This window comes from Streptomyces cinerochromogenes (assembly GCF_014648635.1).
Lineage (GTDB): Bacteria > Actinomycetota > Actinomycetes > Streptomycetales > Streptomycetaceae > Streptomyces > Streptomyces cinerochromogenes.
The window spans coordinates 490,236-515,851 of the sequence record NZ_BMRM01000003.1; the positions used below are offsets into that span (position 1 = coordinate 490,236).

Here is a 25,616-nt window from a genome sequence, read left to right on the forward strand (position 1 = left end):
GCGCACGGGCGTACCGACGCGCACGCGGCGTACCGATGCGGCCGGTCGGGGTCGGTGACGTCATGCCTCGCCTCCGGGCAGTCACCGCCCGGGCGCGGCGCCCAGCCCTGCCTCGCGAGCCTCATGCGGAGCGCCCATCCTGAGTAGGAGGGCGCCGTCGTCTTGAGGCGTGTCCTTCCCGAAGGCCGAACGAAGGCGCCTGAGAGGAGGAGGAAGGCATGCGCATGCGCACAATCCTGGGCCTCGCCCTGGCCGCGGCAACCCTCGCCGGCGTGAGCGCGGTCGGCGCCGTCGGCGCGGGGGCCGCCTCGTCCCCGAACATCTCCGGAGACGAGTGCACGGCCCTCGGCGGACAGGTCGTTTCACGCCCCTACGCCAATGCCGTCTGCGTGCTGCCTGACGGGACCACGCAGGGGATCACCTGACCGGTCGGCGCACGGCTGGGCAACCACTCCGACTGGTGCACCCGGCGCGGTGGACACGGGGTGACGGCACCCGGCCCACCGTAGGGCGGATCGCCCGCGCCAGTCGCGACACCGACGCACTCCCGATGGCGGACGCCGACCCTCTCGAAGCCGAGGCCGTCACCGCTTCGAGACCCTCCGTGCCGTCCTGAACACCTCACTGTGGAAGAGGCCCAGCAGGTCATCATCCAGCTCCTCCCACCCGTCTGAGCCACGGCCGACGCCGCCGGCATCGCCGACCGGCACCCGGCCCTCTCCGGGGACCTACGGGACGGCGCCGTAACCGCACGACCAAGGAGCCGACCGACGTGGTACGCCGCGCCGGTCGGCTCCGTCGTGCTCCTCCACGCCCCCGGGGGGGACGACTCCGTCATTCGGCCCATCAAGGGCACCGGCCGCGAAGCCGAAGAGGATCAAGCGGAGTCGCCCCACCCTCGCGTTCCCGCACACCTCCGCGCCCCGGCCGCCTGGATGACGGCGGTCCCGTACCCCGGCCGCCAGGCCCGGAGGAGAACCGGCATGCGCGTCTTCCCGCCCCTGACCGCCCTCACCACCGCCGCGCTCCTGCTCGTCACGGTCGCCGGCGCGACTCCCGCCGCGGCAGACCGGGACTCCGACGGCACACCACCGGTCAAGGTGTCCCACGGAGACCCGTACGCGAAGTGCACCATCGGCGCGAGGTCCCCCGACAGCGTCGTCTACCCGGGCACCGAGGTCGAGCCGTACCTGGCCGTCGATCCGCGCGACCCGAAGCGCGTGGTCACCGTGTTCCAGCAGGACCGCTGGAACGACGGCGGCGCCCGTGGCCTGGCGGCCGGCTGGACCACGGACGGCCACACCTTCCACCGGAGCACGCTGCCGTTCAGCCTGTGCGCCCCCGGCGGCGCGGACTACGAACGGGCCACCGACCCCTGGGTGAGCACCGGACCGGACGGCACGGTCTACGCCGGCGGGGAGGGCGTCGACTTCACGAGGAGCACGCGCAGCGCCCTCCTGGCAGCCACCTCCCGCGACGGCGGGCGCACGTGGAAGAACCTCACCACCACGCACGTCGACGAGCAGCCGTTCTTCAACGACAAGCCCACACTCACCGCCGACCCGATCCGCAAGGGCACCGCCTACCAGGTCTGGAACCGCCTCGACAACGACCCACCCGGCCCCAGCTCCCTCGACGGTCCCGGCTACATCTCCCTCACCCGTGACGGCGGCCGCACCTGGAGCAAGGCCCGGCCGTTCGTCCGCACCAGCGCCGTGCCCAACACCCAGACCATCGGCCATCTGATCGTCGTCGACCGGCGCACCGGCACCCTGTACGACTTTTTCGACCGCCTCACCTACTCCGACGACCTGACCACCGTCGTCAAAGCCCGCTACCAGATGGTCACCTCGACCGACGCCGGAAGGAGCTGGAGCGCCCCGGTCACCGTGGCCCGGGACACCTCCGTACCGGAGGTCGACCCGAACGACCCCGCCACACTGCTGCGCGACGGGACCACCCTGCCGAGCCCGGCCGTCGACCCCGGGACAGGCACGCTGTACATGGCCTACGAGGGCTCGGACTTCTCCGGGGGAGAGTTCGACGCCGTCCAGCTTGTGCGGTCCACCGACGGCGGACGCACCTGGGGGACCCCGGAGCTGATCAGCCCCAAGGGCGTTCCGGCCTTCTCACCGTCGATCGCGGTCACCGAGCGGGGCACGGTCGCGCTCACCTACTACGACCTGCGCTTCCTCAAGCCCGGCAACACCACCACCCTGCCCACCGCCTACCAACTGGCCACGCTGCAGCACGGAAACTCCAAGCTCCGGACCGAACGACGGATCTCACGGGTCTTCGACTGGCTGCAGGCGCCGTTCGCCGGGGGCTACTTCCTCGGCGACTACCAAGGCCTGGCGGCAGACGGAAAGGGAGTACGGGCGGTGCTCACCGAGACCCACACCGGCGCACCACGGAACCGTACGGACGTGTACACCAGCAGCCTCCGAAGCGGCAGCGGCGGTAGGGCCGCACATCCGGGGGATGGACGTCGAACTCCGCGGTTCCGCATCCCCCGAGACCGCCGAGCTGAGTGAGACCTTCGCGGGCGGCCTCCGGCCGTCGGCCGGTTCTGGCACCGGCAGCGGCGCACCGGACGCGGTGGCCGATCCTGTACTCATCCGGGAGGGCGCGGTCAGCCCGCCTCCAGCGGGCCGCGTTCTGTGCTCCACTCCGACTGCCGCCGCCTGGTGAACCGCTCGGGGCGGGGGAGCCGGTGGGCGCGTGCCGGTGCGTACCTCACGGAGCACTGGCGCAGCGCCCGAGGGCCGGTACCTTCGGGTTCTGGTCCCGAGGGCAGGGTCGAGGTCACAGCAGCCGGTCGACCAGCCCGTCGACGTAGTCCGGGGTGAGCGGGCCCCTGCCGAGCAGGACGCGGATGTACATCGGGGCCAGGATGTGGTCCAGCACCCCGAACGCGTCAGGTGCCGGCTCGCCGCGTTCGCGGGCGCGATCGAGCATGGACTGCAGTTGCCGGGTGCGTTCGTCGAGGAGGTCGTCACGCGCCTGCAGACCCTGCTGACCCATGCTCGACAGGGCGATGACCAGGCGCAGCAACGCCAGGCCGTCGGGTCCGGTGATCTCGCGGGCCACGTTGGCCGCGTAAGCGCGCAGATCGCCGGCCAGGCTCCCGGTGTCGGGCATCGGTGACTGCGCGTTGAGGCGGGTGAGCGCCACGTCGGTGAGCAAACTTTCCAGGCTGCCCCACCGGCGGTAGATGCTGCTGTCGGCTACGCCCGCGCGCGCCGCGACCTCGCCGACGGTGAAGTTGCCGTAGCCGCGCTCGCTGATCAGGTCGGTGACGGCCTGGTGTACCTCCGCGCCGACGCGGGCGCTGCGCCCGCCGGGCCGTCGGGCTGGCTGTCGCTCGTTCATGCCGCCACCTTAACGCAGTTGGGGCTTGCGTTTACGGTGCAACGTTCCCTACTGTCGCCTAACGCAGTCACTGACTGCGTTAGAGCGCCCAAGGGTCGACCGCGTCGGCCGTGGAGAGGCGCAACTGTCGATGGAGAGGACTCCCCATGGCGGCATCGCCTGCGAGCACAGGCAGTCGACCGAACCGGGCCGTGCTGCTCACGGTGACCTGCTTAGGCCCATGCATGGTCCTGCTCGACAACACGATCGTCGGAGCGGCGCTGCCCGACATGCAGCACCGGCTGCACACTCAACTGACCGGTCTGCAATGGATCGTCGACGCGTACGTACTGCTGGTGGCCATGCTGCTGCTGTCCGGCGGCGTGTACGCCGACCGGTTCGGCCGCAAGCGGGTGTACCTGACCGGCGTGGCGGTGTTCACCACGGCATCGCTGCTGTGCGGCCTCGCGCCCTCGCTCGGCTGGCTGCTCGTCGGCCGGGTGCTGCAGGGCATCGGCGCCGCCGCGCTGAGCCCCGCCTCGCTGGCCCTGCTCGCAGCCGCCTATCCCGCGCCGCAAGAACGGATCAAGGCGATCGGGCTGTGGGCCGGATTCAGCGGAATCGGTCTGGCTGCGGGCCCCGTGGCCGGCGGCGTGCTGACAGCCGTCTTCGGCTGGCCCGCCATCTTCCTGGTCAATCTGCCCATCGGCGTGGTCCTTGTGGTGGTCGGTCTGCGCAACCTCGAAGAATCCCGCAATCCGAGCGCCCCCGCGATCGACAGCCCAGGGACGGTGCTGTCCGTTCTGGGGGTGGGAGCGCTGACCTATGGGCTGATCGAGTCTGGTGCCCGCGGCTGGACGTCACCGGTGATCCTGGGCAGCTTCACCGCCGCGGTGATCCTCCTCGCGGCCTTCGTCGCCGTCGAGGCGCGTCGTTCCGCTCCGATGCTGCCGCTGCGGCTGTTCCGGCAGAGACTGTTCACCGTGTCCAACACCGCCATGGTCGTGGTGGGGTTCGCGCTCATGGGTTCGTCGTTCTTCTTCTCCCAGTTCTTCGTGTACGTCCAGGGCAGCTCGGTCCTGCGGGCCGGCCTGCAGACCCTGCCGGTATCCCTCGCCATGGTGGTCGTCAGCCCCTACGCGGGCCGGCTCGCCGCCCGGCACGGCTTCCGCATCGTGGTCACCACCGGCCTGGCCCTGGCCGGCCTGGGACTGCTGGCGCTCGGCAGGGTGCACGCCGACACCGGTTACGGGAACGTGTGGTGGCGGCTGGGAGTCATCGGCATCGGCTTCGCCCTGACCATGTCCCCACTGACGGGAGCCGCCGTCCAAGCGGTCAGCCCGCAGGAAGGCGGCCTCGCATCAGGCATCAGCAGCACCACCCGGCAGATCGGCGCGGTGCTCGGCGTGGCGGTACTCGGAGCCGTCGTCCGCACCCGGCAATCCGGCGGTGCCACCTTCGAGACCGGCCTCGACAGCGCCTTCCTCGCTGCCGGCGCCGTCACATCGGCCACCGCCGTACTCACCGGCCTCTGGCTTGCGAGGTCCAAGCCCGCGGAAGGCTCCGTGGCGCCGCGGCGTTCCACCGATCGCAACGCGCTCACCACCTCGAACAACATATCCACCAAGAGCCGTTGACGGCGAACCGACCTTGCCCGGGAGACGTCCCGCCGGAGGCGTCGAACCCCTGCGGCAACGCGCCGTCGACCGGGGTGACGCCTCGCCCGACACCGACGCGGCGAACGTATCGACATCCTCCGGGCCACTCATCCTCCGCAGGCTCACCGGCCACGACGACCTTACGGACAACCACGCCGAGAAGCCCGCGCGCACCGCGCTCGACGGGCTTGTGCGCCCCATCGTCCGACACTTCCGATCCCAACGGAGAGACACATGTCCCGCACGTTTCTCATCACCGGCGTGAGCAGCGGCCTCGGCCGTGCCTTCGCCGCCGCCGCCCTCGAAGCCGGCCATACCGTCATCGGCACCGTTCGGAACCCGGACCAGATCGCCGCGTTCGAGCAGCTTGCTCCGGGCCGCGCTCACGTCCGCGTGCTGGACGTCACCGACACCGCCGCCATCACGCCGACCGTCGCGGCGATCGAGGACGAGGTGGGCCCCATCGACGTACTCGTCAACAACGCGGGTTACGGCGTCGAGGGAACCTTCGAGGAGACCCCGCCCGACACCTTCCGCCACCAGTTCGACGTCAACGTCTTCGGCGCGATCGCGGTCACCCAAGCCGTTCTGCCCCGCATGCGCGAACGCCGCGCCGGGCACATCCTGTTCGTGACCTCCATGGGCGGCCTGCGCGCGTTCCCCGGCCTGGCCGCCTATCACGGCTCCAAGTTCGCCGTCGAGGGCATAGCGGCCACGCTCGCCACAGAGGTCGCGCCATTCGGCATTCACGTCACGGCGATCGAACCCGGCTCCTTCCGCACCGACTGGGCCGGCCGCTCCATGCACCGCGTGGAAAGCACCATCGCCGACTACGACCCGATCTTCGCCCCGATCCGTGAACGCCGCCTCGACATGCACGGCCGGCAACTCGGCGATCCCGCCCGAGCCGGTCGCGCCCTGCTCACCCTCGTGGAGGCCGAGAAGCCGCCGTCCCACCTGATCCTCGGCAGCGACGCCCTTCGTCTCGTCGCCGAGGCCCGTGCCGCCTTCGACGCGGAGACAGCCGCCTGGATCGAACTGTCGAAGTCCACCGACTACTCCGACGGCGCACAGCTCGCGTGAGAGGCACTGAACGACTCCGATGCGCGAACCACTGCGGGTGGAGGCGATCCGGGCCAGACTGTCGGCCTGGTCGGGTCCATGCCCGCCGGGCTCGTTCGAACCCGTGAAATCTCAGTTGATCCGGTCCCCGGCGCATGAATACTGGCTGTCGTCCCAGTTGAGCCGGCCTGCTTCCGGCGTTTCGCACGGGACCAGTGGAAGGGCCTGCGAGAATGATCATGCACGATGACCAAGTGGACGTGACCACCGAGACCGTCGCCACTTTGGTCCGAGAACAGTTCCCGCAGTGGAGCGGCAAGGTGATCCAACTCCTGCCGTCGACCGGGACGGTCAACGCCATCTTCCGCATCGGAAACGACCTCTCTGCGCGTTTCCCACTGCGTATGGCCGATGCTGACGAAACGCTGGCGGTTCTGGAACAGGAAGCCCAGGCGAGCGCGGAGATGGCACGGGTGTCCCGGTTCCCCGCCCCGGAACCCGTCGCCTTGGGAAAGCCCGGAGCGGGTTACCCCATGCCGTGGTCGGTTCAGACATGGCTGCCGGGAACGGTCGCCTCTGACGCCGACCCGAGTGGGTCGGACGCTTTTGCGGAGGACCTTGCGGCCTTCATCGCAGGCCTGCGGGACACCGAGACGCGGGGGCGGCTTTTCAGCGGCGGTGGTCGTGGCGGTGTTCTCGCTCACCACGACGATTGGATGGCGAAGTGCTTCGAGGAGAGTGAGGGGCTGCTCGACGTCCCCCGGCTGCGCCAGGTGTGGAACCACTTCCGGGAGTTGCCCCGCACGGGCGCCGACGTGATGAGCCATGGCGACTTGATCCCCGGCAACGTACTGGTCGCGGGAGACCGGCTCAGCGGCGTACTCGACACCGGCGGCTTCGGGCCGGCCGATCCCGCGCTGGATCTGGTCAGTGCCTGGCACCTGTTGCAGCGAGGCCCTCGGGAAGTGCTCCGGCGGGCACTGCTCTGTGACGATCTGGAGTGGGAGCGCGGCAAGGCATGGGCGTTCGAACAGGCGATGGGTGTGGTCTGGTACTACGCCGAGAGCAATCCGGCGATGAGCAGAATGGGGCGCCGGACACTCGACCGCATTCTGGAGTCGATGGAATGATGTCGCCCCGCTCGCAAGCGGTGACAGAGACGATCGCGTGCTGCGACGAGGGGACTGGCAGCGGGGACGGGCGAAGACGAAGACGTGCGCTCCGCCTCCGACGTCTCGCAGCTGGCGCGCGACGCCGCCTGAGAAGTCCTCACGGGATGAGGATGGAAGAGTCTGGTCGTGGCCAGACAGCGCAGAGGGTGCAACGGTGGAACTGATCAGCCTCTCGGATGGCGAGAACGGCTTCCGGGTGCGTGTGCTGGGGCGCCGGTCGCCGGGTGTGCTGCACCTTCACGACCGGCTCGACGCGGAGGTCCTGGTCACGAGCGGCTTCGTCAGCGGTCGGCTGGCCATGTCCCTGCTCCCGTCCGACCTGGAGGACTGGTCCCGCGCTCTGGATCTTCTCGCTGCAGGGCAGGACATCTGCTGGATGGACGACGACCACAGCCCTGAGATCAGGATCCAGCCGTGCAACGAAGAGCATGGGACTCCCGCTGTTCACGTAGAGGATCTGGGCAGTTCGTGCGTCTCCGTGTTCCTTCCCGTCAACCTTGAAGAGGGGTGGATCGACGAGCAGAGGAGACTGCTCGGGAGGGTGCTGAAGGAGTGGCCGAGCGAGGTCCTGGAGTCCTCACCGGGTGTCTATGAGTGGCGGCGCTGAACTGCTGTCAGGCGTCGCCAGCAGATGAGAGCGCGTCCCTGGGTGAGGAGCGCTTCGTGGACGTCGTCGCGGATATCTCAGCGCATCCGCAGGCGGCGGAACCAGTGCAGGTGAGCGAACACGCGCTCTCCGACCCCGCGTTGGGTGCCGAGCCCGGGGCCGTGCTCGGTGCCGCGGCGGGCGATCAGCGGCTTCACCCCGAGGTTCCCGACCATGCGCCGGTGCTTGTCGTGGTCGTAGCCACGGTCGGCCGGCACCGCGTCTCGTCGTCGGCGGAGCCGGCCGCGCTTGCCGCACACCGACGGCACGGCCTGGAGGAGCGGGATCAGCTGAGTGACGTCGTCGCGGTTGCCGCCGGTCAGGGTGGCGGCGAGCGGGGCTTCCGGTGGCGTCGGTGATCAGGTGGTGTTTGCTGCCGGTCCTGCCCCGGCCGACAGGGATTCGTCCGGTCTTGGAGCCCCCTTCAACGCGCGGATGCGGGAGCCGTCGACTGCCGTCAGGGAGAGGTAGAGGCCGTTCGCCCCGCGAAGTTCGGCAAGCAGGACCTCGTGACACCGGGGCCACAGGCCGGCCTCGGTCCACTCGGCCAGGCGACGCCGGCAGGTCATGTCCGAGCCGAAACCGAGTACCTGCGGCAGGTGTTCCCAGGCGATCCCGGTATGCAGCACGAACGGGATCCCCAGGCCCGGGGCATGACGAAATCCGGACGGGACGGTCGGCGGTGACGTGACGCATATGCGAGGTGAGGGTCATCTGCAGCTCTGCAACAGACGGGTATTTCAGAGGTCCGCCTAGTATTTGCGTTTGTGCGGGGCGGTGGGCCGGGTACGGTCGACGCCCCCGTACGGTGTCGCCCGCACAGATCGTGGGGTTGCCCCGACGCGCACCTAGCCGCTGCCGCGCCTGGAGTTGAGTGCTCCCGTCAGCGTCGACTCGCGCAAGGTGAGGGCGGGCGCTCCGTCGGAGCTGACAGGTCAGGTGATCCGGGCAGCCGAGACGTGCGAGCGGGATCTGCCAAGTACGGTCCCCCCGGTGACGCCAACTGATGTCAGAGGGACGGACGAGTGAGTTGATGTCCGGTTCGTCGTTGCAGTTGCTCAGCGAGCACGGCGCTTGGCGAGGTGGCGTACGAGCAGGGGGATGACGGTTCCTGTCAGGAGGGCGGCAAGGGGTATGGCGACATTGGCCCAGGGAGCTGGGAGGGATTTGTAGGTGGCGGTCCCGTCTTTGATCTCGATGTAACCGCGGGGGCGGGCACCGGCACCGCCCCCTCCTTCGCCGGTGTTGGCGCCTCCGGCTTCGGGGCGCGTGCCCCCGGCGAATCCGAAGCCGACTTCCGCGACCGGAATGATGGTGATTCCGTCGCTGGTGACGGGTTCACCGAAGACGGCGGACACCGAGGCCCGGCTACCCAGCTGCTCGGCCAGGTGTTTCATCAGGGCCGCGGCCGTGTCGGCCTGCGGGACGGGCTGGTCCGGTGTGCCTGAGCTGGTCATCGGGTACCTCCGGGGCGGCGGATACGGCGGTACCGAGGATATGGGGCATCCGGCCAGGGTGAGCCGGCAGGAGACGGTGCCGCTGTAGCTGGCGGTGGCGGTGTCGGTCTTGGTGACGATCACCCCCGGGGCGGCGGAGCCGCTCCCCGCGGACCGTGGAGAGACGGGGTTGCCGGACAGGAGTCTCCGGATCAGGCCGGGGAGGCTCGCGCCGAAGCGGACCTCGGCCGATTACGGTGAGCGGCTCCAACCGAGTCGCACCACCCGGTCGGAATCGGCACGGCGCCCTCCCAACTGGCAGGCGGCCGGCTCGGGTCCGAGCGGGGTGTCGGCGGCGACCAGCTCGGCCAGGCCCCCGCGCCGACAGATCTGGTCGACCCGGCCACGGTGGTGCAGGCGTCCCGTCCGAGGTCGCGCTGAGGTCGACCAGCGGGCCGCGGTCGACGAATATGGCCGCTGTCCTCACCGGAGCCGGCCGGGACAAACGCTGGTAGTCGGTGGGGCGTGGGGCGTGGTCGGCGAGCGTGCTGCGCAGCGGGTCGCCGACGGCCTCCGGGTCAGCGGCCCCCGCGCCGGGCAGAGCGCGGCACAGCCCGGCGGCGAGGGTGGTCTTGCCGCCGCCGAACAGGCCGTTCAGCCATACGATCACGCTTCTCCTGTGGTCGCGGCGACCGTGTCGGTGTGCCGCGCAGGGGCCGGGAGGTGTCCGTTCCGGCCCGGCCACCGGAACACCAGGCGGGAATGCTCCTTGTCCAGGACGTCCCCGGTGGGCAGTAGACGGTCGGGCGTGCCGGCCGGGTGGACGGTCAGGACCGGATCAGTGTGCTTGTCGTTGTCGTCGGCGCGGACGTGGCGGTCCCAGGCCCCTACCGTGGCCGCGAGTTGCTCGGCCAGCTGGGGACCCTGCTCGCCGAAGGCGTGGACGACCCATTCCCACTCCTTGTCCTCCGGGCGCTCTCCGTGCCGGGTGTGGACGTGGGTCAGGTAGGCGAGCGAGGCATCGCCGAGGACGGCCGGTGCGTCACGGTCCTTGGTGATGGCGGTGACGCCCGTGTCCTGGTGGGCGTGCAGACGGCAGAAGGCCGGCAGGGTGGTGGCCGCGTACAGCTGCAGGGAGCCGAAATAGGCGCCCGCCCCCATGGTGATGCCGGTGGCGACTTCGTGCCGCGGTCCGCGCAGCGCCCTCTCCAGGCCGGTTGTCGGGGCGGGGCCGCCTTCCTGGAAGCGGAGAGTCAGCTCACCGTCGAGGAGGACGCCGGCCGGGATGGTGCGGGCTTGCTGTCCTTGGTCCCGGACGAAGCCGCAGTGTGTGAAGCGCCGGGCCTCCAGCACCTGCCCGTGCCGTTCGAAGGTGACCGCGCGGGTGTAGCCGCCGATCTCCAGCGGCAGGACCAGCCGCCCGCCCTCGGCCAGCTGCTCGCGCCAGGCCGGTGAGATGTCCCAGCAGTTGTAGGTGATCACGCTGCCGTCGAAGCCGTCGCGGGGCACGAGGTGGGCGGGGGCTCCGAGGGCCGCGTCGGCCTCGATGGCGGTGACGCGTCCGCTGCCGGCCTCCGTGAGGAACCGGCGGGTGCGCCGTACGACCCACGGGTCGACGTCGGCGGTCACCACCTGCCCCTCGGGGCCGGCGACGTGAGCGATCAGCTCGGCGTTGTAGCCGCCGGAGCCCGCCTCGAACACGATCGCGCCCGGCTTCAGGCACAGGTTCTCGATCATGGCGGCTTGGAGCCAGGCCGCAGACACCGAGCTGATCGCCGTTCCGGTCTCGTCGCGCCGGGTGACGACGGCCCGGTCGCCGCCGTCGTACGCGGCGGTCAGGTTCGCTTCCGGTACGAAGCGGTGGCGCGGCACGGTCCGCAGAGCGGCGCGGACCGGCTCGGAAGGGGCCCAGCCGCCGTCGATGACCGTCTGGGCCATCGCCTGACGCAGCCGGACGGCTTCGGCCGGCTCACCCGGCACGGGCGGCTGCTCGATGGCGATGGGGTAGGAGACCACGGGCGGCAGGCCCGGGATGACACCGGGCCACACGGCATCCAGCGCGTGAGCGGCCGGGACGAAGACGGTGCCGACGCAGGCCAGAGCGTGCAGGTCGAAGAACTCCCAGCGGGCGAACTTGTCGGGCTCGGGGTTGGACAGCGTTCCCGACCAGGCGGTGATGCGGACGACTGCGGTGAGCCGGGGCACATCACCGGCGGCGTCGGCGAGCATCGCCACCACGTACGCGTTCCCGACCTCGGCGGCTAGCCCGGTCTCCTCGGCGAGCTCACGCACCGCCGCCACCTCGAACGGCTCCGGCCCGTGGGTCTTGCCGCCGGGGAGTTCCCACATGCCACGGTGTGAGCGACCGAGAAGGACCCGGCCGGACGCGTCGGTGACGACCGCGAGCGCGGCGGTCGCCGCCGGACCGGACGGCGGCCGCCGCCGTTCCACCGCCCTGGTGCCGGCATGGCACGGGCCACGCAGGACGAGGAGGGCCAGGCCGTCGGCGTCCATCCGGTCCACCGTCCTCCAGCCGGCGCCGACCAGGGCGATCTCGTCCTCGTCCAGTGCGATCCCACGCCGCTCCTCCGGCGTGTTCTCCGCCACCGGGGTGATGACGACGAGAGCGCCTCCGTCCCGGAGCCGCTCACCCAGCCCGTGAAGGACGCGACCACGGTCCTTCAGGAAGGGGTACATCAGCCGCAGCACGACCAGGTCGTACCCCTCTTCGTGCAGCGGGGAGGGGTCGTCGCGCTCGATGTCCAGCTGCAGCCACCGCACGCCCTCGACGCAGGCGTGCTCCTCGCGGGCCCGGGCGAGCGCGCTGCCGGCGAAGTCGGCGGCGTCCACGGTGTAGCCGAGGGAGGCGAGGTAGACGGCCAGCTCACCGGTGCCGCATCCCACGTCGAGCGCCCGACCGCCGCAGTCGGGGGCGGGGGTGTGCCCGGCGAGTAGTTCCCTCTCGCGCTCACCGACCTGCCGGAACCCCTTGCCGTCGCTGAAGTGCTGCTCCCACTGGTCGCGGGCGATGTACGTCAACGTGCTGCTCCTCGTGCGTAAGTGCGGTGATGGCCAGGGGCGCCGTGCGGCGCGGAGCCGGGCCAGGGTGCGGCGGCCTCGCTCCACGAACTCGGGATCGGCTTCGACAGGTTCTCGGCGCTGCCGCTGTCTCGTTCGGCTGACGTCAAGGCGTCCCCCTCGTGGACGTGATGGCGGTGTCGCCGTGTTCAACGACGCCACCCCAATTTCGAACACCTGCTCTTTCGGACGGGTTGTGCGCCCTGGGGTTGAGCGGTTCTCCGAAGGTGCGTCGTGCACCGACCCTTGCCGTGCAAGGGCACGCGCCCGGGGCGGATTGGCCGAAACGCCGACGCAAGCACTGCTCTGTGCGCGAACAGCATCCGTACGGCGGGGGGAGCAGGCCGGTACGTGGGTTCTGCCGGCGTCATGGGGAACATCTGCTCGGCGAGGGAGGCCACCGCCCCGCGCCCTTCTCTCCGTAGGACGCCACAGTGGGGGCCTCCAGGTCCGGCAGGAAGCGGCCGGCTGCGTCACGAGGGAAGAGGCTCAGAGTCACGAGGGAAGAGGCTCAGACCTTGGTCGATGCCGACCGGGTTCTCCGAGAGGCCGGTCCACGGGGGCCGGGGCCTTCGAACGGTTCCGACCGGGCCAGGAGAGAATCCTGGCATGGTGATGGCACGGCATGTGTATTCCTCGTCGCCCGTCGTGGACGGGCACCCGCTCCTGGCTGAGCCGGGCTTCTGGCCCGCGTACTTGGCGGACCTCGCCGAGGGGTTCGCGCCGGAGGCCTTCGGATCGGACGGGGGCGACGCGGACGCCATGCTGGACACGCTCCACGACCCGTCGGCATGGCCCGTGTTCACGGTGCCGCTGGCCGGCGACTTCGCGATCGTCGTGCACTTCAACAGCGGCGAGGAGTACACGACCACGGACTACTTCCTCACCCACCCCGACTGGACCCAGGACCTCGTCCTGGCCGGCGACGACCAGGACCGCATCGGCCCCGGGCTGTGCTGGCCCGAACTCGCCGCCCTGCTGGAGGCACCGCCCGGTGCGGCAGGCGTCACCGACTCGCACGCCCGTCTCCTCCTTCTTCTGCCTGTTCTCGGCGACGCGGCTGTTCCGGAGGAGGCCGTGACGGCGGTGGTCGAGGCTTTGGTCGCCCAGGGTGCGCCCGAGGCGAGCGAGGCGTTGGCCAGACACCTGCTTCAGGGGCACCCGATGTGGGGCGTCGAGGACTGGTGGTTCGACGATGACGAGCAGAGCTGGCTCTGCGAGGGCGAACACAGCCCACGCAAGATTCCTCTCGGCGACCACCTGCCCCCGCAGCAGCGAGCCGCCCTCGAAGCCTGCCTCACTCCCCGCTGACCGTCTCAAGCCGCAGGGACAACGGCCTCGGTGGGCGAGACCCCGAGGGCGACCGATTCGGCGGGTGAGGCCCCGAAGGCGACCGACTCGCCGGGGGAAGCCTGAAGGCGACGGACTCGGTGGGCGAGGTCCCGGAGGCGACCCACTCGTCGTAGATCGTGTGGCCGATGGCGGAATCACCGGCAGGTGATCGACAGGATCCTGCATCGAGTGCGGATCGGGGTGCAGTGGCGTGATCTGCCCGAGAGGTTCGGTCCCTAGAAAGCCGTGTATGAACGCCTTCGGCTGTGGTCGGCCGACGGCATCTGGGAACGGCTGCTGCAGCAGGTCCAGGCTGTGGCAGATGCTGCGGGCGAGATCGGCTGGAGATCTCGTGGGTGAACACATCCCATGCCGGTTCGGCGGTCTCTGTCTGGTGCGGCGGAGCGAAGTTGATCGCGGACGCGGGTCTGTTGCCGGTGGTCCGGTCGGCGGGCTGGACCCTGCTGCTGTGGGCACGGGGCCGATACAGTGAGGAAATGATCTCACCTGACCGTAGAGTCGCCGAGCGTGAGGCGGCGGAGACCATCACGTATCGCGTGGCGGAGAGTGAGAGGGACAGATCCGCCGTCATCAAGGGCGAGTTCAGCTCGGACACCGTCTTCGAAGTGGTCGGTTCCGAGGGCGGGTTCACCATTCGGCCCGCCCGGTTGGACCCGCCGGTGCACAAGGTCTTTCCCGACGACGAGCCCGAGGCCGGTGAGACGTCGGAGGACGAGCGCCGGTTTGTCGCGCTGGACGGCGAACTCGTGTGCGGCTATGTCGACACGAGGTATGAGCCCTGGAACCAGCGGCTGGTCATTGCCGATATCGAGGTGGCCGGGCCGTACCAGGGACGGGGGATCGGACGCACGCTGATGAGCCACGCCGTCGACCGGGCCCGAGAATGCGGTGCCGGGCACGTGTGGCTGGAAGTGACGAACATCAACGCTCCGGCCATCCGCGCCTACCAGCGCATGGGGTTCACCTTCTGCGGCTTGGACACTTCCCTCTACAGCGCCACCGAGTCCGAGGGGGAGACGGCGCTGTACATGAGCCTCTTCCTCGACTGATCCGCTGGCCGGGAGTCGGCCCAGTGCTTGGACGAAGCCCTGACGGCCGCTGCCGCCCGCTGTCTCCGGTCCTCACCGGCGGACAGCGGGCGGACTGCACTCAGTTCACGGCGGTGCTGGAGAAGATCCGCGTTCCCCGGAGCGGGCCGGGCAGGCCGCATTGGCTCCGCACATGATGAACCGCCGGGCAGGTCCTTGCGGCGTCAGCCGTTGCTCGTTAGGTCTTCCCACCTGTCCACAGGAGTGTTGTGGGAGACGGCGACACATGACTGTCGATTGTCTCGCGATCAGCCGCGTTCGAAGCAGTGGGAGTGACCGATGACGGAGAAGCCGCGACGCTCATACCAGTGGCGTGGCCAGTCCGCCGCATCGGCGATCAGGAATCGGGTGCTGCAGTTTTCCTCGACAGCCAGGCGCAGAGCGGTGGCCAGGACCGCATCGGCATACCCGCACCTGAGGTGGTCCGTCGAAGTGATCAGATCCTCGATCTGTGCCATGCCGGATCCTGGGTCCACATAGAGGTCGGCCCATGAGGCGACCTCCCCTTCCTCCGTGCGGGCACCGATGAAGCGAACGATGTCGGCCCCGCCCCGGCGAGCCTCGCGTCGCTCGACGAGGTGGCGTATGACCTCGTTGTCGACGTCCGGAAGGAGACCCCGCCATCGCCGGGTGAGCGGAGTACGTATCGCGTCGAGGTCTACCTCATCAGCCGGTTTGCCGGTCGGCACCGGGCCTGCGTGCAGCATGACCAGATAGGTGGAGTGGGTGTATCCAGCCCGGATCAGCCGCTCTGCGCACGCCAAGCCGACTGCGTCGTCAAGGACTGAGACCAGTCGGTGTGGCAGATGGCCCAGTGCTTCCTCCGCGATCGCGGGCAGCGCCTCCGGATCCACGGCCGCGTTGATGACCACCTGGTTGTTCGCACGGGAATGGGCGAAGGCATCGTCATGTACAGCGAACCCGCCCGGTAAGTCGACGACGTGCCCGGCCTGGCGACGGGCGAAGGTGGACAGGAAGGCGTTGATCCGCTGAAGTTCTGCGCTCGGCATGGAGGGAGCCTATGCAGGCGTGACCATGGCCGCCTTCGAATTGCCCGGCGGGGGAGCACTGCCCTGAGGCCGGCCGGTCATCTCGCCTTCGAACACAGCGGCGCTTCGGCAACGGGACCTTGAAGAGGACACCGGCCGCGACCAGGATTCCTCCACCGTTCGCCGAGGAATCTGGTGGAGGACTCGGCGGCGGCCTACGGACCGGCGGACGGTCACCTCTGTCAGGGGCAGCAGGGCCGGCCGGAGTCTTCGCCCGGCCGAAGAGCGCTGGGTTCGCGCCCTTCTCCAGGGTCGATAGCGTGGGGGCGTTCCGACGTGGGGACTCTGGGGGCCGTTGGGCGTATGAGGGGGGCTGATGGGGTACACCGCCGTACACCCGGTGTGGGGTCGGCTGGACGCGTCGTTGGACGACCTCGGGTGCGGCCGCTCCTGGGCGGACGTCCACCGTGTCAAGGGGCTGGAGTTGGCGTGCCCGGAGTGCCGGGGCCGGGTCTTCGCCCGGGTTTCCCAGCACAGCTTCCGGCACTTCTACCATCATGTACGGCCGAAGGACTGCGAGCTGGCGAACGAATCGCCGGAGCACCACCTGCTGAAGCTGGAGCTGGCCATGGCTGCTCGGGCGGCGGGTTGGCGGGCCGAGCTGGAAGTGAGCAGCGAGACCCGGAACTGGCGGGCCGACGTGATGGTCTTCGACGAGCGCGACCGCCCCTTCATGGCTTTGGAGGCGCAGTTGTCGCCCATGACACCGCAGGACGCGCGCATGCGCACGGCCCGCTATGCGCAGGACGGAGTGGCGGTGTGCTGGGTGGCGGTGCAGGACCGGCCGTGGGAACGCGTCGTCCCCTCCCTGAGGGTGCGCTTCCCGCAGCAGCGGGGCGAGGCGTGGACGGTGTGCCATGGGATGGCGCGCTACACCTGGTCGCCGCGCACGCTGAAAGCGAAGGCGAAGTGGGTGCACATCACCTGCCCGCTCGGCGACGCGGTCAAGTGGATTCTCGACGGGCGGGTGCACGCCCACACCGGCGCGAACGGCACGGTGTGGTGGACAGCGTCCGCGTACGAGCAACTGGCCGTCGAGCGCGCCCGGCTGGAGGCCGAAGCCGAAGCCGGCGAACGGGCTGCTGCGGCCGAGCGCCGGCGCCGGGAAGCCGAGCATCGAGCAGCCGCCGCCGCGCAACGCCGCCGGGACGCCGAGCAGCGGGCACGGGAGCGGGCGCAGAAGCGTGAGGCCGAACTGCGGCGCCTGGCGGGATTCTTCGAGCATGCGGGCCTGGGTGCCGCTGTGTGGGAGACGTTCACGCAGATGGTCCGCTCCGCCTCGGGCAAGGCGATCAAGTACGGCGACCCGAGCCCCGCCCACGGCAACGGCTTACCCGTCTACGCCCGGCCGCGGTGGGCAAGCGACGGATTCTCGCTGGCCGGTGTGGTGTGCCCTGACCCCTCGGCGATCGCCGAGTGGCCGAAGGAACTGACGATACTGGTGCCGAACCAGACCTGGCTCTCTCGTATCCAGGCAGCCGCCCGGGCGCCGCTCAAGGTGGCGGTGCTGAACCCGGTCACCGGCCGCAGCAACTTCGTGCGTGTTGCCCCCAACCCGCTGTTGCTCCCGTCGGGTCCTAGACGATCAAGCCCTGCGTCCGGCGGGCTCGTCCCGCGGACGCCTTCCGCCGTCTCGCCGATCGCTTCCCGGCCACGCGACGGGAGCGCGGCCGGACGGGGCGGCTCGCGGCACGGAGTCGTCGAAGCGTAAGTGGCGCATGCGCCGTTGGCGGTGCTCGTGGGTGCTGTGCAGCATCACTGATCGGATGGTGTCCAGGACCGTTGCCGACCTACAGGGGAGTTGGCGTCACCACCGCGTTGAGGCACTCGCACCCAGGAGGCAGTCAGATGTCCGTCAGTCCGGTTCCCCAGGGCTACAGCACCGTGACACCGTGGACCTGAGCTCGCAGGAAACGGAACGCCGCCTCGGCGACCCGGAGTGCACCAAGGCCATGGAGTACGTCCGGAGCGCCGACTTCTTCCCCAGGAAGGCGCACTTCCGTACCTGACCCGGCAAGCCCTCCACCGGCGGCGCAGGCAAGCCCACGGTGGTCCCGTGAAGCCAGCGTTGTCAGTGGTGGCTGGAACGCTGGACGGCATGAACAGCGACGACGAGCAACTGCTGCAAGGCCGGGTCTACGGCGCCGACCCCGACCACCCGGGACCGCTCCCCGGCCGGAGCTACGTCGAACTCGTGGGCGGCCCGCTGGACGGGCTGCTCCTGGACATCACAGGCTGGACGCAGGATGAGATCGGCACGGGTGTTTCCCTGCTGACGGACCTCGGGCAGTTCGGGCCCGGCGGCCGGGCGCTGTACGACCCTCGCCCGGGCAGCTCCGGCCGCTTCGACTGGTCGGGCGACAGCCCCTGACCCTGTGACCGGGCCAGGGAGGGCTGCCGGGGTGACGTCGCCGGGGGAGAGGCCGGGGCGCGGGCGGTGCCGGTGTACGGGGTGTACGTGGGTTGCTGCTTCCGTCTCATGTGGTCGGAGGCAGAGGGTCAGGACGAGCGTGGATTCCCCGGGTCGTTCATCGGTTCAGCGATGTCGCAGGAGGTAGCGGCGAGTGCTGCGGGGAGGCTTGGATCATCTGGATGACGAAGCCGGCGAATCGCCTGGAGGCAGCTGCCCGGCTGGAGGGCGTGCTTGCGTGGATTCCCCGGTTCGCCATGAGCATGAGAATCAGATCGTCCGGGATCAGGAAGTCGGGGCGCAGGTGACCGGACTCCCTCGCGCGGAGGGCCAGTTCGGTGACTGCTTTCACTGTGTATGCGCGGTCCGCGGTCACGTCCGCCGCGTTCGGAAACGTCGACATGAAGGCTTCGGTGAAGCCTCGGTCCCGGGCGTGCAGCTCGCAGATCTTCTCGATGACCGAGCAGAGTCCGTGCCAGGGGTCGGGATCGGCGTACCCCCGGTCCACGATGGCGCGGCACTCGCGCATCTGGTCCGCAAAGGCCTCGGTGACCAGCGCCTGCTTGGTGGGGAAGTGGCGGTAGAGGGTGGCGGGTCCCACCCCGGCACGCCGCGCGACCTCGCGCATCGGCACGTCCAGCCCGCGGGCGGAGAACAGCGTGCGGGCCGCCTCGAGTATCCGCGCGCGATTGCTTGCCGCGTCGGAGCGCAGGACGTGAGGCAATCGGTCTGTCACCACTCTCACTTTAGCCAAGCGGACGGGGGCGTCCGTTAGCGTCCGAGGTGCAGAGACTTCACGCCCGTGTCTGGTGGGCCGAGGCCACCGTCCGACAGCACGCCGGCCGTGGCCTTGGGCCGGATGCGCAGTCGCCCGTACCCAGCCGAGAAGATGGAGACCACGTTGAAGGCAGTGGTGATCCGAGAGTTCGGACGTCCCGAAGGCATGGCGGTCATCGACCTCCCCACCCCCCTTCCTGCCGCCGGGCAGGTGCTCGTCGCCACCGAGGCGGTGGGGGTCGGGGGTGTCGACACCCTGATCCGTAGCGGAGCCCTGACCGCCTACGGTTTCCAGGAGGGCCACGTCCCCGGCAGCGAGGTCGCGGGGAGCGTGACAGCAGTCGGTGACGGCGTCGACGCGTCGTGGATCGGACGGCGGGTGTGGGGGTCCACCGGTACCGGCGGAGGCTACGTCGAACAAGCTGTCGCGTCGGTCGAAGAGATCGTCCCTCTGCCCGCGGACCTGTCCGCCACCGACGCGGTGACGCTCGGCAGTGCCGGTGTGGTGGCCCGCTTCGGGCTCGCCCACGCCCACTTCGCTCCCGGGGAGACGGTCCTGGTGCGCGGAGCGGCCGGCAGCATCGGGATCATGGTGGTGCAGCTCGCGGCTCGAGGCGGTGCGGCGGCAGTGGCGGTCACCACCTCATCGGCCGAGCGCGGCGAGCGGCTGCGCAAGATCGGCGCGACCCACGTACTGGACCGCTTCGGTGGGGGAGCGGACGATGCCCCGGCGGGTTACGACGTCATCATCGACGTGGTGGCCGGGGAGCACCTGCCCTCGTTCTTCGCTCGGCTCAACCCCAATGGCCGGATGGTCGTCGTGGGTGCCGTCGCGGGCCAGCCGCCGGCGGACTTCGGCACAGAGATGATGGCGGCGTTTCAGAAGTCGCTGTCCTTCGCCACTTTCAGCGCGGCCACCGTCACGCCGGCCGACCGTAACGCCGTGCGCGCGGAGCAGTTCGCTGCGGCGGGCCGCGGGGAGATCGAGGCGGTGGTACACGAGGTGCTGCCGCTGGAGCAAGCCGTGCTGGCGCACCAGAAGATGGACGCGGGTGAGGTTTTCGGCCGCATCGTGCTGGCGCCGTAGCCTCCGCGGGGCTGCCCCGCTCTTGTCTCATGAGACAGATCCGCGGTTGTTCTCGACCAGCCGCGGGCTGAGGTAGGGCACCGTCCACGTTTGGGGGTGAGCTCACTGGAGGGCATGAAATCCGCTCAGTCGCAACCCTCCGGTAGTCACAAAATCCTTCGACTTGCAAATCCATCTGAGGGCACAAAATTGTTCAGTCTGCAAATCCGGCGTAGGGCATAAAGTCCGTCCTGCCGCAACAGCTTCGGCGAGAAATTCCAAGCTTGACGGCGTCGTGGAGTTTGTTTATGGTCCAGGTCGTTCACGTCCTGTCGATCGATACCCGAGGGTGTTCATGACCGTACCTCCAACGTTGCCGAAGTCCAGGCAGCGGTTGATTCTCGCCGTTCTCATGGTGTGTTCGCTGCTGATTTGGCTGGACAATACTGTCCTGAGTACTGCGCTGGAGACCCTTGCAGACCCGGTCCGTGGGCTGGGGGCCGATCCAGGTCAGCTGCAATGGGCGACCGGTTCGTACACTCTGGCCTTCGCCACGTTGATGTTCACCGCGGGGGCATTGGGTGATCGGTATGGTCACCGGACAGTGTTCTCCAGTGGGTTGGTGATCTTCGCCGGGTCCTCTCTGTGGGCGGCGTACGCAAGCGATGCGGGCCAGCTGATCGCAGCGCGAGCTGCGATGGGGGTGGGAAGCGCGCTGATCACGCCCGCCAATCTGGCCATCCTTATGTGGACCTTTACCGGCACTGCGCGGGCTGCCGCGATCGGCATCTTCTCGACGTCGGCCGGTGTCGGAATGGCTGCCGGCCCGGTGCTGGCAGGGTTCCTGCTCGATCATTTCTGGTGGGGCTCGGTCTTTCTGATCAACGTCCCGGTCGCGGTATTGGCGTTGGTCGGGCTCGCCCTGCTGGTTCCGAATTTCCGCAGTCCCACTCCGCGGCCGTTGGACCCCGCTGGAATGTCGCTGTCGATCAGTGGGCTCGTGGCGTTGGCCTACGGGCTGATCCGGGCGGGGCAGGTGGCTGTGTGGAGTCGTCCCGACGTCTGGGCGCCGATCGTTGTCGGTCTGGTTCTGCTGGCCGTTTTCGTACTCGTCGAACTGCGTGTCAAGGTTCCCAGCTTTGATCCGCGACTGCTCGCACAACGCACATTCGGTGGCGGCAATGTGGCGCTCGGATTGCTGCTCTTCGCTGTGGCCGCCATCACCTTCTACAACGCGTTCTATCTGCAAGGCGCGCTCGGATTTTCGCCGATGAAGGCAGGTCTGGTGAATATCCCGACCGCATTCGGCGCGCTCGCGGGGGCGCCACTGGCCTCGCGACTGGTTCGCCGTCTGTCCCTGCGTCCTGTCGCCGTGCCGGCGCTGACCGTGGCTGCGCTGACCATGGGCGGATACGGGTTTCTCGGACTCCGGACTCCACTCGCCTGGATCGAGATCCTGTTGTTGGTACAGGGTCTTTCGATCGGCATGGTGATTGGCCCCGTCACGGCCGCACTGATCGGCAACCTGCCCTTGGAACAGGCCGGTGCGGGATCGGCCGTCACCAACACCGTGCGACAGACCGGCAGTGTGATCGGCATCGCAGTAGGCGGTACGATCATGTCGATCACGTACCGACGTGCGATCGAACCTTCACTGGAGGGTGCACCCGGTCCGGTGCAGGATCAGGCCCGGGTTTCCGCCGAACAGGCCCGCCACGTCGCCACCGCCGTCCACCGGCCCACTCTTGCTCAGGCTGCCGACGATGCGTTTGTCCACGCCATGCACGTCGGCGCGGGCTGCATCGCGGTCATCGCACTCCTCGGAGCAGTTGTGCTGCTGGTTACCCTGCCTGCCGTCGGAAAGAAGAAGGGTCCGATACCGGAGCCGGACTACGAAGAGGCCCGCAGCTCCGTCTGACAGCGTGATGGCAGAACCCGGGCTCAGGCCCGCCGCAGGGCGAGGGCAGCGGCACATACCCTCCGAAACGGACCGGCCATTCACCCCAGGGCTGACCGCTACAGATCGACGACGAGCGTTTTCCGGCGGAAGAACAGACCCGTTCAATCCGCCGGGCGCATGGCTGCTGACGTGTGCCTCGGCCTCAACACCCGACAACCTGACGGATTGATGTCATCCATCGGTCAGCTGCTGGACGGCCCTCAGCACCTGACCGGATCCGTCTTCGGTCACCAGGTGTCGCGCCGCTCTCGCGGCGGCTCGGCTGTACGACTGCTGCCCCACCACGTGCCCAAGTGCGTGGGCAAGCCGTTCGGCGTCGAGGGAGCGGAAGGGGATCGGGTCGGTGGCGGCGCCGATGGCGGCAAGTCGCCCCGCCCAGAACGGCTGGTCCGCGGTCACCGGTACGGTGACCGCGGGCACTCCAGCGCGCAACGCGGCGGCCGAGGTGCCGGCCCCGCCGTGGTGGACCACCGCGGCCAGCCGTGGAAACAGCAAGGCGTGCGGTACGTCCCCGATGGTGAGCACGTCGTCTCCGTCGGCGGCGAGCCCGGCACTGCCGGCTTGGAGGAGCCCTCGCAGCCCGGCGCGGCGCAGCGCTCGCACAGCGATCTCGCTCAGCCGTTCCCCGTCGCCGGACGCCATGCTGCCGAAGCCGATGAGGACGGGCCGGGGTCCGGCACGCAGGAAGTCCTCCAGATCAGCGGGCAGCTGTCCGGCCGCGTCGTGATGGGGCCACCAGTTGCCCACGACCTCCAGGCCGGGGCGCCAGTCGGAGGGACGGGGCACCAGAGCCGTGCTGAAACCGTGCAAGATGGGCCAGTTCGCCTGTTCCTGCCGTCGACGCATCTCGGAAGGAGAGGCCGGAGGCAGCGCGAGGCGGTGGCGCAGCTTTGCGACAGCCTGTTCGTAGACACGGTCGGCCATCCGCAGTGCGAAGCGTCCGGTTGCCCGGTTGGCGAGACGGCCCAGGGAGCGGGATCCGGTGACGGCGGGCGGGAAGTCGCCGGTCGGTGTGGTGGGTTGGAGGTACACACCGAGGCTCGGTGTGCCCGTGGCCTCGGTGAGGTGCCAGCCGAGCGGAGCCGTGGTGGCCGACAGCAGGAGCAGGTCCGTGCCATCGTCCACCGCGTCGGCGAAGCCCTGCCCCAGTTCGGTGATGAACGCGGCAGCGGTGCGCATGAGGTCTCGTGTGCGTGTGACATCGCCACGTGCCCGTGGGTCGGCGGGGAGGCTGCGAAACTCCAGCCCTGCGTCGCGTACGAGGGGGGCGAAGGAGTCTGTGGCGGCGAGGACAACGTCGTATCCGAACCGGCGCAGTTCGGCGCCCAGCCCCGTGTACGGCGCGACGTCGCCGCGGGATCCGGCCGCGGCGATCAGGATCTTCAATGGTCCTCCTCGGAATCGGTACGGCCGCCTGCGTGGCGGGCCGCGTTGGCGTGCACCGCCGTGCGCATGTAGGCGGCCAGGCCCGGGCGTTGCTGCGACGGCGGTACGACCAGAGCGAACGCGCGCGGGTCGGCGACGAAGTCGTCCGCGATGCGCCGGTGCATGTCGGGTGGGCAGGAGGTGAACCATCGCGAGATGTGCAGACGGTGCTCCTCGGCGAGGTCCATGGCCCGCTCGCCGTCGCTCGGTTCTCCCTCGTCGAAGACCGCGAGCAACTCCGCGCGCCAGGCGGCGGCCTCGCCCATGAGCCGGCGCCAGTCCTCCTTGGTGTGGGCGGCCGCGCGCGCCATCGCTTCGCGCTGTCCCTCCGAGTGCGCCCACTTCAGCTCTGCCTCGGTGGCATAACTCAGGTCGAAGGCGACCTCACCGAAAACCTCGAAGCGTTCCTCAGGGGTCAGGAACACCCCGGTCTTCTGGACCTCTATCGCCCGTTCCGCCACCTCGGCCAGCCGCTGCAGCCTGGCGATCTCCTCACTCAGCTGCCGCTGCCGGGCCCGGAGCCGCTCCAGGGGAGTCACCTGCGGATCCTTGAGGATCGCGGCGATCTCGTCGAGAGGGAAGCCGAGTTCGCGGTAGAAGAGGATCTGCTGGAGACGGACCAGGTCGGCCTCACTGTAGAGCCGGTATCCGGCGGGGCTGCGGTCGCTGGGCGAAAGCAGTCCCGCCTTGTCGTAGTGATGCAGTGTCCGCACCGTCACCCCGGCGAAGGCCGAGACCTGCCCCACGGAGTAGCTCATCCACCTGCCCTTTCGTCGGTACACAGCCTCAAGCCTGACGTAAGGGGAGGGTCAACTCGCTCGCTCGCTGGGCGTCGGAGATGAGGATGGAGAGCAGCCAGCGGTCCGTGAACCACCCGCTCCGCGTTGCGGCGCTGGGTGATGCCGCCGGTCGTCCGGGACCTGGCCGTCGCCGGCCGTGTTCTCCTCCGTGGCTGCTTCGGCGACCCGGTCGTTCAGCACGTGCCTGGAGCGCGGGGAGAGGGCGTGAACAGCTCGCTGGTCATCCCCGTTCCTCTCTCGATCACGCTCGCCTACAATGTATGCGGCGTTCACATCGAGACCGCGATGTAAGCGCCGTAGACGTGAGGGAGCGTGACCTATGCCGCAAGCGGGCGGCACCTATCACCACGGCGATCTGCGCGCCGCCTGCCTGCGTGCCGCGCGGGAACTGCTGGAGGAGGACGGCAGCGCCGGCCTGTCCCTGCGGGCGGTGGCGCGGCGGGCCGGCGTCTCGGCCACGGCTCCTTACCGGCACTACGCCGACCGCGACGCGCTCGTCTCCGCGGTCGCCGCGCAGGGCTACCGCGAACTCGCCGAACATCTGGCCGCGGCGCATCCCTCGCCGACGACCCCTGATGGGCTCGCTGCGGTCGCCGTCGCCTACGTCCGTTTCGCGCTGGACCGCCCGGCGCTGTTCCGGGTGATGTTCGCGGAGCCTTGCGATCCGAACAGTGAGGAACGGGTCGCCGCGACCGCCGCGATCTCGGAGTACGTCCGCGGTGTCGTCCGCGGGGCCTTCCCCGGCGCCGATGCGGAGGTGCTGTCGACCACGGTGTGGGCCCTCGTCCACGGCTTGGCGTTCCTGCACCTCGACGGCAAGCTCGACGCCTCTACGCCCGACGTGGTCGCCGACCGTGTCCGCACCGCCGTCCAAGCACTGTTCACCACCCCCGCGGCGCTGTCACAGGCGAAGGGATAGCGGGTCGCGTCATCGGCAGGGGCCGGCGAGCGGGCGGGACGGGGCTGGTGATCCGGCTCCAGCTCTGCATGCCGATCATTTCCGCGGGCGGATGCGCGGCGTGATTGCCGGTGCCGCGAGCCGAATCATCATGCGGCGACCCACCCGGTCGCTCGCCCCGAGATCGGGTGGGCCCTGTCGGCCCCGCGGCAGGGGGTCGGGTGCGATCGACCTCACGTGGCCGGCGGTTGCTCATTGAATGGTGACACTGCACACTTTCACGCCCTAATGTGTGCCGTGTAAACATTGGGCTTCCGGGCATTCCAAGCGTGAGCTGCCGTCCCGGACGTCCGCGGGGGCCCCTGTCTCAGGCATGTGAACGGAGCA

Annotated in this window: 20 protein-coding genes and 2 pseudogenes; 14 read left to right on the forward strand and 8 right to left on the reverse strand. The window is 69.5% G+C overall.

Annotation, left to right across the window (positions count from 1 at the left end):
• Positions 1–218: 218 nt before the first annotated feature.
• Both IEZ20_RS08605 and IEZ20_RS08610 read left to right on the forward strand, forming a co-directional pair.
• The gene (locus tag IEZ20_RS08605) at positions 219–425 is read left to right on the forward strand and encodes a hypothetical protein (protein WP_189296028.1); all 207 of its coding nucleotides are present in this window, start codon (positions 219–221) and stop codon (positions 423–425) included.
• A gap of 558 nt (positions 426–983) precedes the next feature.
• The gene (locus IEZ20_RS08610; RefSeq protein ID WP_229895961.1) at positions 984–2,534 is read left to right on the forward strand and encodes a sialidase family protein; all 1,551 of its coding nucleotides are present in this window, start codon (positions 984–986) and stop codon (positions 2,532–2,534) included.
• A gap of 271 nt (positions 2,535–2,805) precedes the next feature.
• Here the strand turns inward: IEZ20_RS08610 and IEZ20_RS08615 are convergent, their stop codons facing one another.
• Positions 2,806–3,372 (reverse strand): TetR/AcrR family transcriptional regulator, encoded by a 567-nt coding sequence (locus IEZ20_RS08615; RefSeq protein ID WP_189296030.1) that lies wholly within the window; start codon positions 3,370–3,372, stop codon positions 2,806–2,808.
• Between the two features lie 146 nt (positions 3,373–3,518).
• On the opposite strand from IEZ20_RS08615, the gene IEZ20_RS08620 reads away from it, so the two are divergent.
• The 4 genes from IEZ20_RS08620 (at position 3,519) to IEZ20_RS08635 (ending at position 7,850) form a co-directional block, all read left to right on the forward strand.
• The gene (locus tag IEZ20_RS08620; RefSeq protein WP_189296032.1) at positions 3,519–4,988 is read left to right on the forward strand and encodes an MFS transporter; all 1,470 of its coding nucleotides are present in this window, start codon (positions 3,519–3,521) and stop codon (positions 4,986–4,988) included.
• A 255-nt stretch (positions 4,989–5,243) separates the two neighbouring features.
• Positions 5,244–6,092, forward strand: coding sequence for an oxidoreductase (locus IEZ20_RS08625; RefSeq protein WP_189296034.1), 849 nt, complete (start codon positions 5,244–5,246; stop codon positions 6,090–6,092).
• A 212-nt stretch (positions 6,093–6,304) separates the two neighbouring features.
• Positions 6,305–7,201, forward strand: a complete 897-nt coding sequence (locus IEZ20_RS08630; protein WP_189296036.1) for an aminoglycoside phosphotransferase family protein — start codon at positions 6,305–6,307, stop codon at positions 7,199–7,201.
• Between the two features lie 196 nt (positions 7,202–7,397).
• Positions 7,398–7,850 (forward strand): DUF5959 family protein, encoded by a 453-nt coding sequence (locus IEZ20_RS08635; protein ID WP_189296038.1) that lies wholly within the window; start codon positions 7,398–7,400, stop codon positions 7,848–7,850.
• On the opposite strand, the pseudogene IEZ20_RS39555 reads toward IEZ20_RS08635, so the two are convergent.
• The 3 genes and pseudogenes from IEZ20_RS39555 to fxlM all read right to left on the reverse strand — a co-directional run bounded on the left by IEZ20_RS39555 (position 7,832) and on the right by fxlM (position 12,364).
• Positions 7,832–8,587, reverse strand: a pseudogene (locus IEZ20_RS39555) (IS5 family transposase). The gene IEZ20_RS08635 and the pseudogene IEZ20_RS39555 overlap by 19 nt on opposite strands.
• 360 nt (positions 8,588–8,947) lie before the next feature.
• Positions 8,948–9,469, reverse strand: a complete 522-nt coding sequence (locus IEZ20_RS08650; RefSeq protein ID WP_229895962.1) for a GerW family sporulation protein — start codon at positions 9,467–9,469, stop codon at positions 8,948–8,950.
• A 522-nt stretch (positions 9,470–9,991) separates the two neighbouring features.
• Positions 9,992–12,364, reverse strand: coding sequence for a methyltransferase, FxLD system (fxlM, locus tag IEZ20_RS08655; RefSeq protein WP_189296043.1), 2,373 nt, complete (start codon positions 12,362–12,364; stop codon positions 9,992–9,994).
• Positions 12,365–13,012: 648 nt separating this feature from the next.
• On the opposite strand from fxlM, the gene IEZ20_RS08660 reads away from it, so the two are divergent.
• The 3 genes and pseudogenes from IEZ20_RS08660 to IEZ20_RS08670 all read left to right on the forward strand — a co-directional run bounded on the left by IEZ20_RS08660 (position 13,013) and on the right by IEZ20_RS08670 (position 14,805).
• Positions 13,013–13,714, forward strand: coding sequence for a hypothetical protein (locus tag IEZ20_RS08660; protein ID WP_189296045.1), 702 nt, complete (start codon positions 13,013–13,015; stop codon positions 13,712–13,714).
• Between the two features lie 156 nt (positions 13,715–13,870).
• A pseudogene (locus IEZ20_RS39560) lies at positions 13,871–14,092 on the forward strand (transposase); the annotation flags it as partial.
• 140 nt (positions 14,093–14,232) lie between these two features.
• Complete coding sequence (locus IEZ20_RS08670) at positions 14,233–14,805, forward strand: GNAT family N-acetyltransferase (protein ID WP_189296047.1); 573 nt, start codon at positions 14,233–14,235, stop codon at positions 14,803–14,805.
• A 287-nt stretch (positions 14,806–15,092) separates the two neighbouring features.
• Here the strand turns inward: IEZ20_RS08670 and IEZ20_RS08675 are convergent, their stop codons facing one another.
• Complete coding sequence (locus tag IEZ20_RS08675; protein ID WP_189296049.1) at positions 15,093–15,854, reverse strand: GNAT family N-acetyltransferase; 762 nt, start codon at positions 15,852–15,854, stop codon at positions 15,093–15,095.
• A 355-nt stretch (positions 15,855–16,209) separates the two neighbouring features.
• On the opposite strand from IEZ20_RS08675, the gene IEZ20_RS08680 reads away from it, so the two are divergent.
• Complete coding sequence (locus tag IEZ20_RS08680) at positions 16,210–17,604, forward strand: competence protein CoiA (RefSeq protein WP_189296051.1); 1,395 nt, start codon at positions 16,210–16,212, stop codon at positions 17,602–17,604.
• A gap of 387 nt (positions 17,605–17,991) precedes the next feature.
• Positions 17,992–18,264 carry a hypothetical protein gene (locus IEZ20_RS08685; protein WP_189296053.1) on the forward strand — a complete coding sequence of 91 codons (273 nt, stop codon included), beginning with the start codon at positions 17,992–17,994 and terminating at the stop codon, positions 18,262–18,264.
• Positions 18,265–18,421: 157 nt separating this feature from the next.
• Here the strand turns inward: IEZ20_RS08685 and IEZ20_RS08690 are convergent, their stop codons facing one another.
• Entirely contained in the window at positions 18,422–19,039 is a 618-nt protein-coding gene (locus IEZ20_RS08690; protein WP_189296055.1) for a TetR/AcrR family transcriptional regulator, read from the reverse strand.
• Between the two features lie 165 nt (positions 19,040–19,204).
• On the opposite strand from IEZ20_RS08690, the gene IEZ20_RS08695 reads away from it, so the two are divergent.
• Both IEZ20_RS08695 and IEZ20_RS08700 read left to right on the forward strand, forming a co-directional pair.
• Positions 19,205–20,167, forward strand: coding sequence for a zinc-binding dehydrogenase (locus tag IEZ20_RS08695; RefSeq protein WP_189296268.1), 963 nt, complete (start codon positions 19,205–19,207; stop codon positions 20,165–20,167).
• A gap of 334 nt (positions 20,168–20,501) precedes the next feature.
• Entirely contained in the window at positions 20,502–22,064 is a 1,563-nt protein-coding gene (locus IEZ20_RS08700) for an MFS transporter (protein ID WP_189296057.1), read from the forward strand.
• Between the two features lie 213 nt (positions 22,065–22,277).
• Here the strand turns inward: IEZ20_RS08700 and IEZ20_RS08705 are convergent, their stop codons facing one another.
• Both IEZ20_RS08705 and IEZ20_RS08710 read right to left on the reverse strand, forming a co-directional pair.
• Complete coding sequence (locus tag IEZ20_RS08705) at positions 22,278–23,492, reverse strand: glycosyltransferase (RefSeq protein ID WP_189296058.1); 1,215 nt, start codon at positions 23,490–23,492, stop codon at positions 22,278–22,280.
• Positions 23,489–24,289, reverse strand: coding sequence for a MerR family transcriptional regulator (locus IEZ20_RS08710; protein WP_189296060.1), 801 nt, complete (start codon positions 24,287–24,289; stop codon positions 23,489–23,491). The genes IEZ20_RS08705 and IEZ20_RS08710 overlap by 4 nt, the downstream gene beginning before the upstream one ends.
• 361 nt (positions 24,290–24,650) lie before the next feature.
• Here IEZ20_RS08710 and IEZ20_RS08715 point away from each other — a divergent pair, with 361 nt between their 5' ends.
• Complete coding sequence (locus IEZ20_RS08715; RefSeq protein WP_189296062.1) at positions 24,651–25,250, forward strand: TetR/AcrR family transcriptional regulator; 600 nt, start codon at positions 24,651–24,653, stop codon at positions 25,248–25,250.
• Positions 25,251–25,616 lie beyond the last annotated feature (366 nt).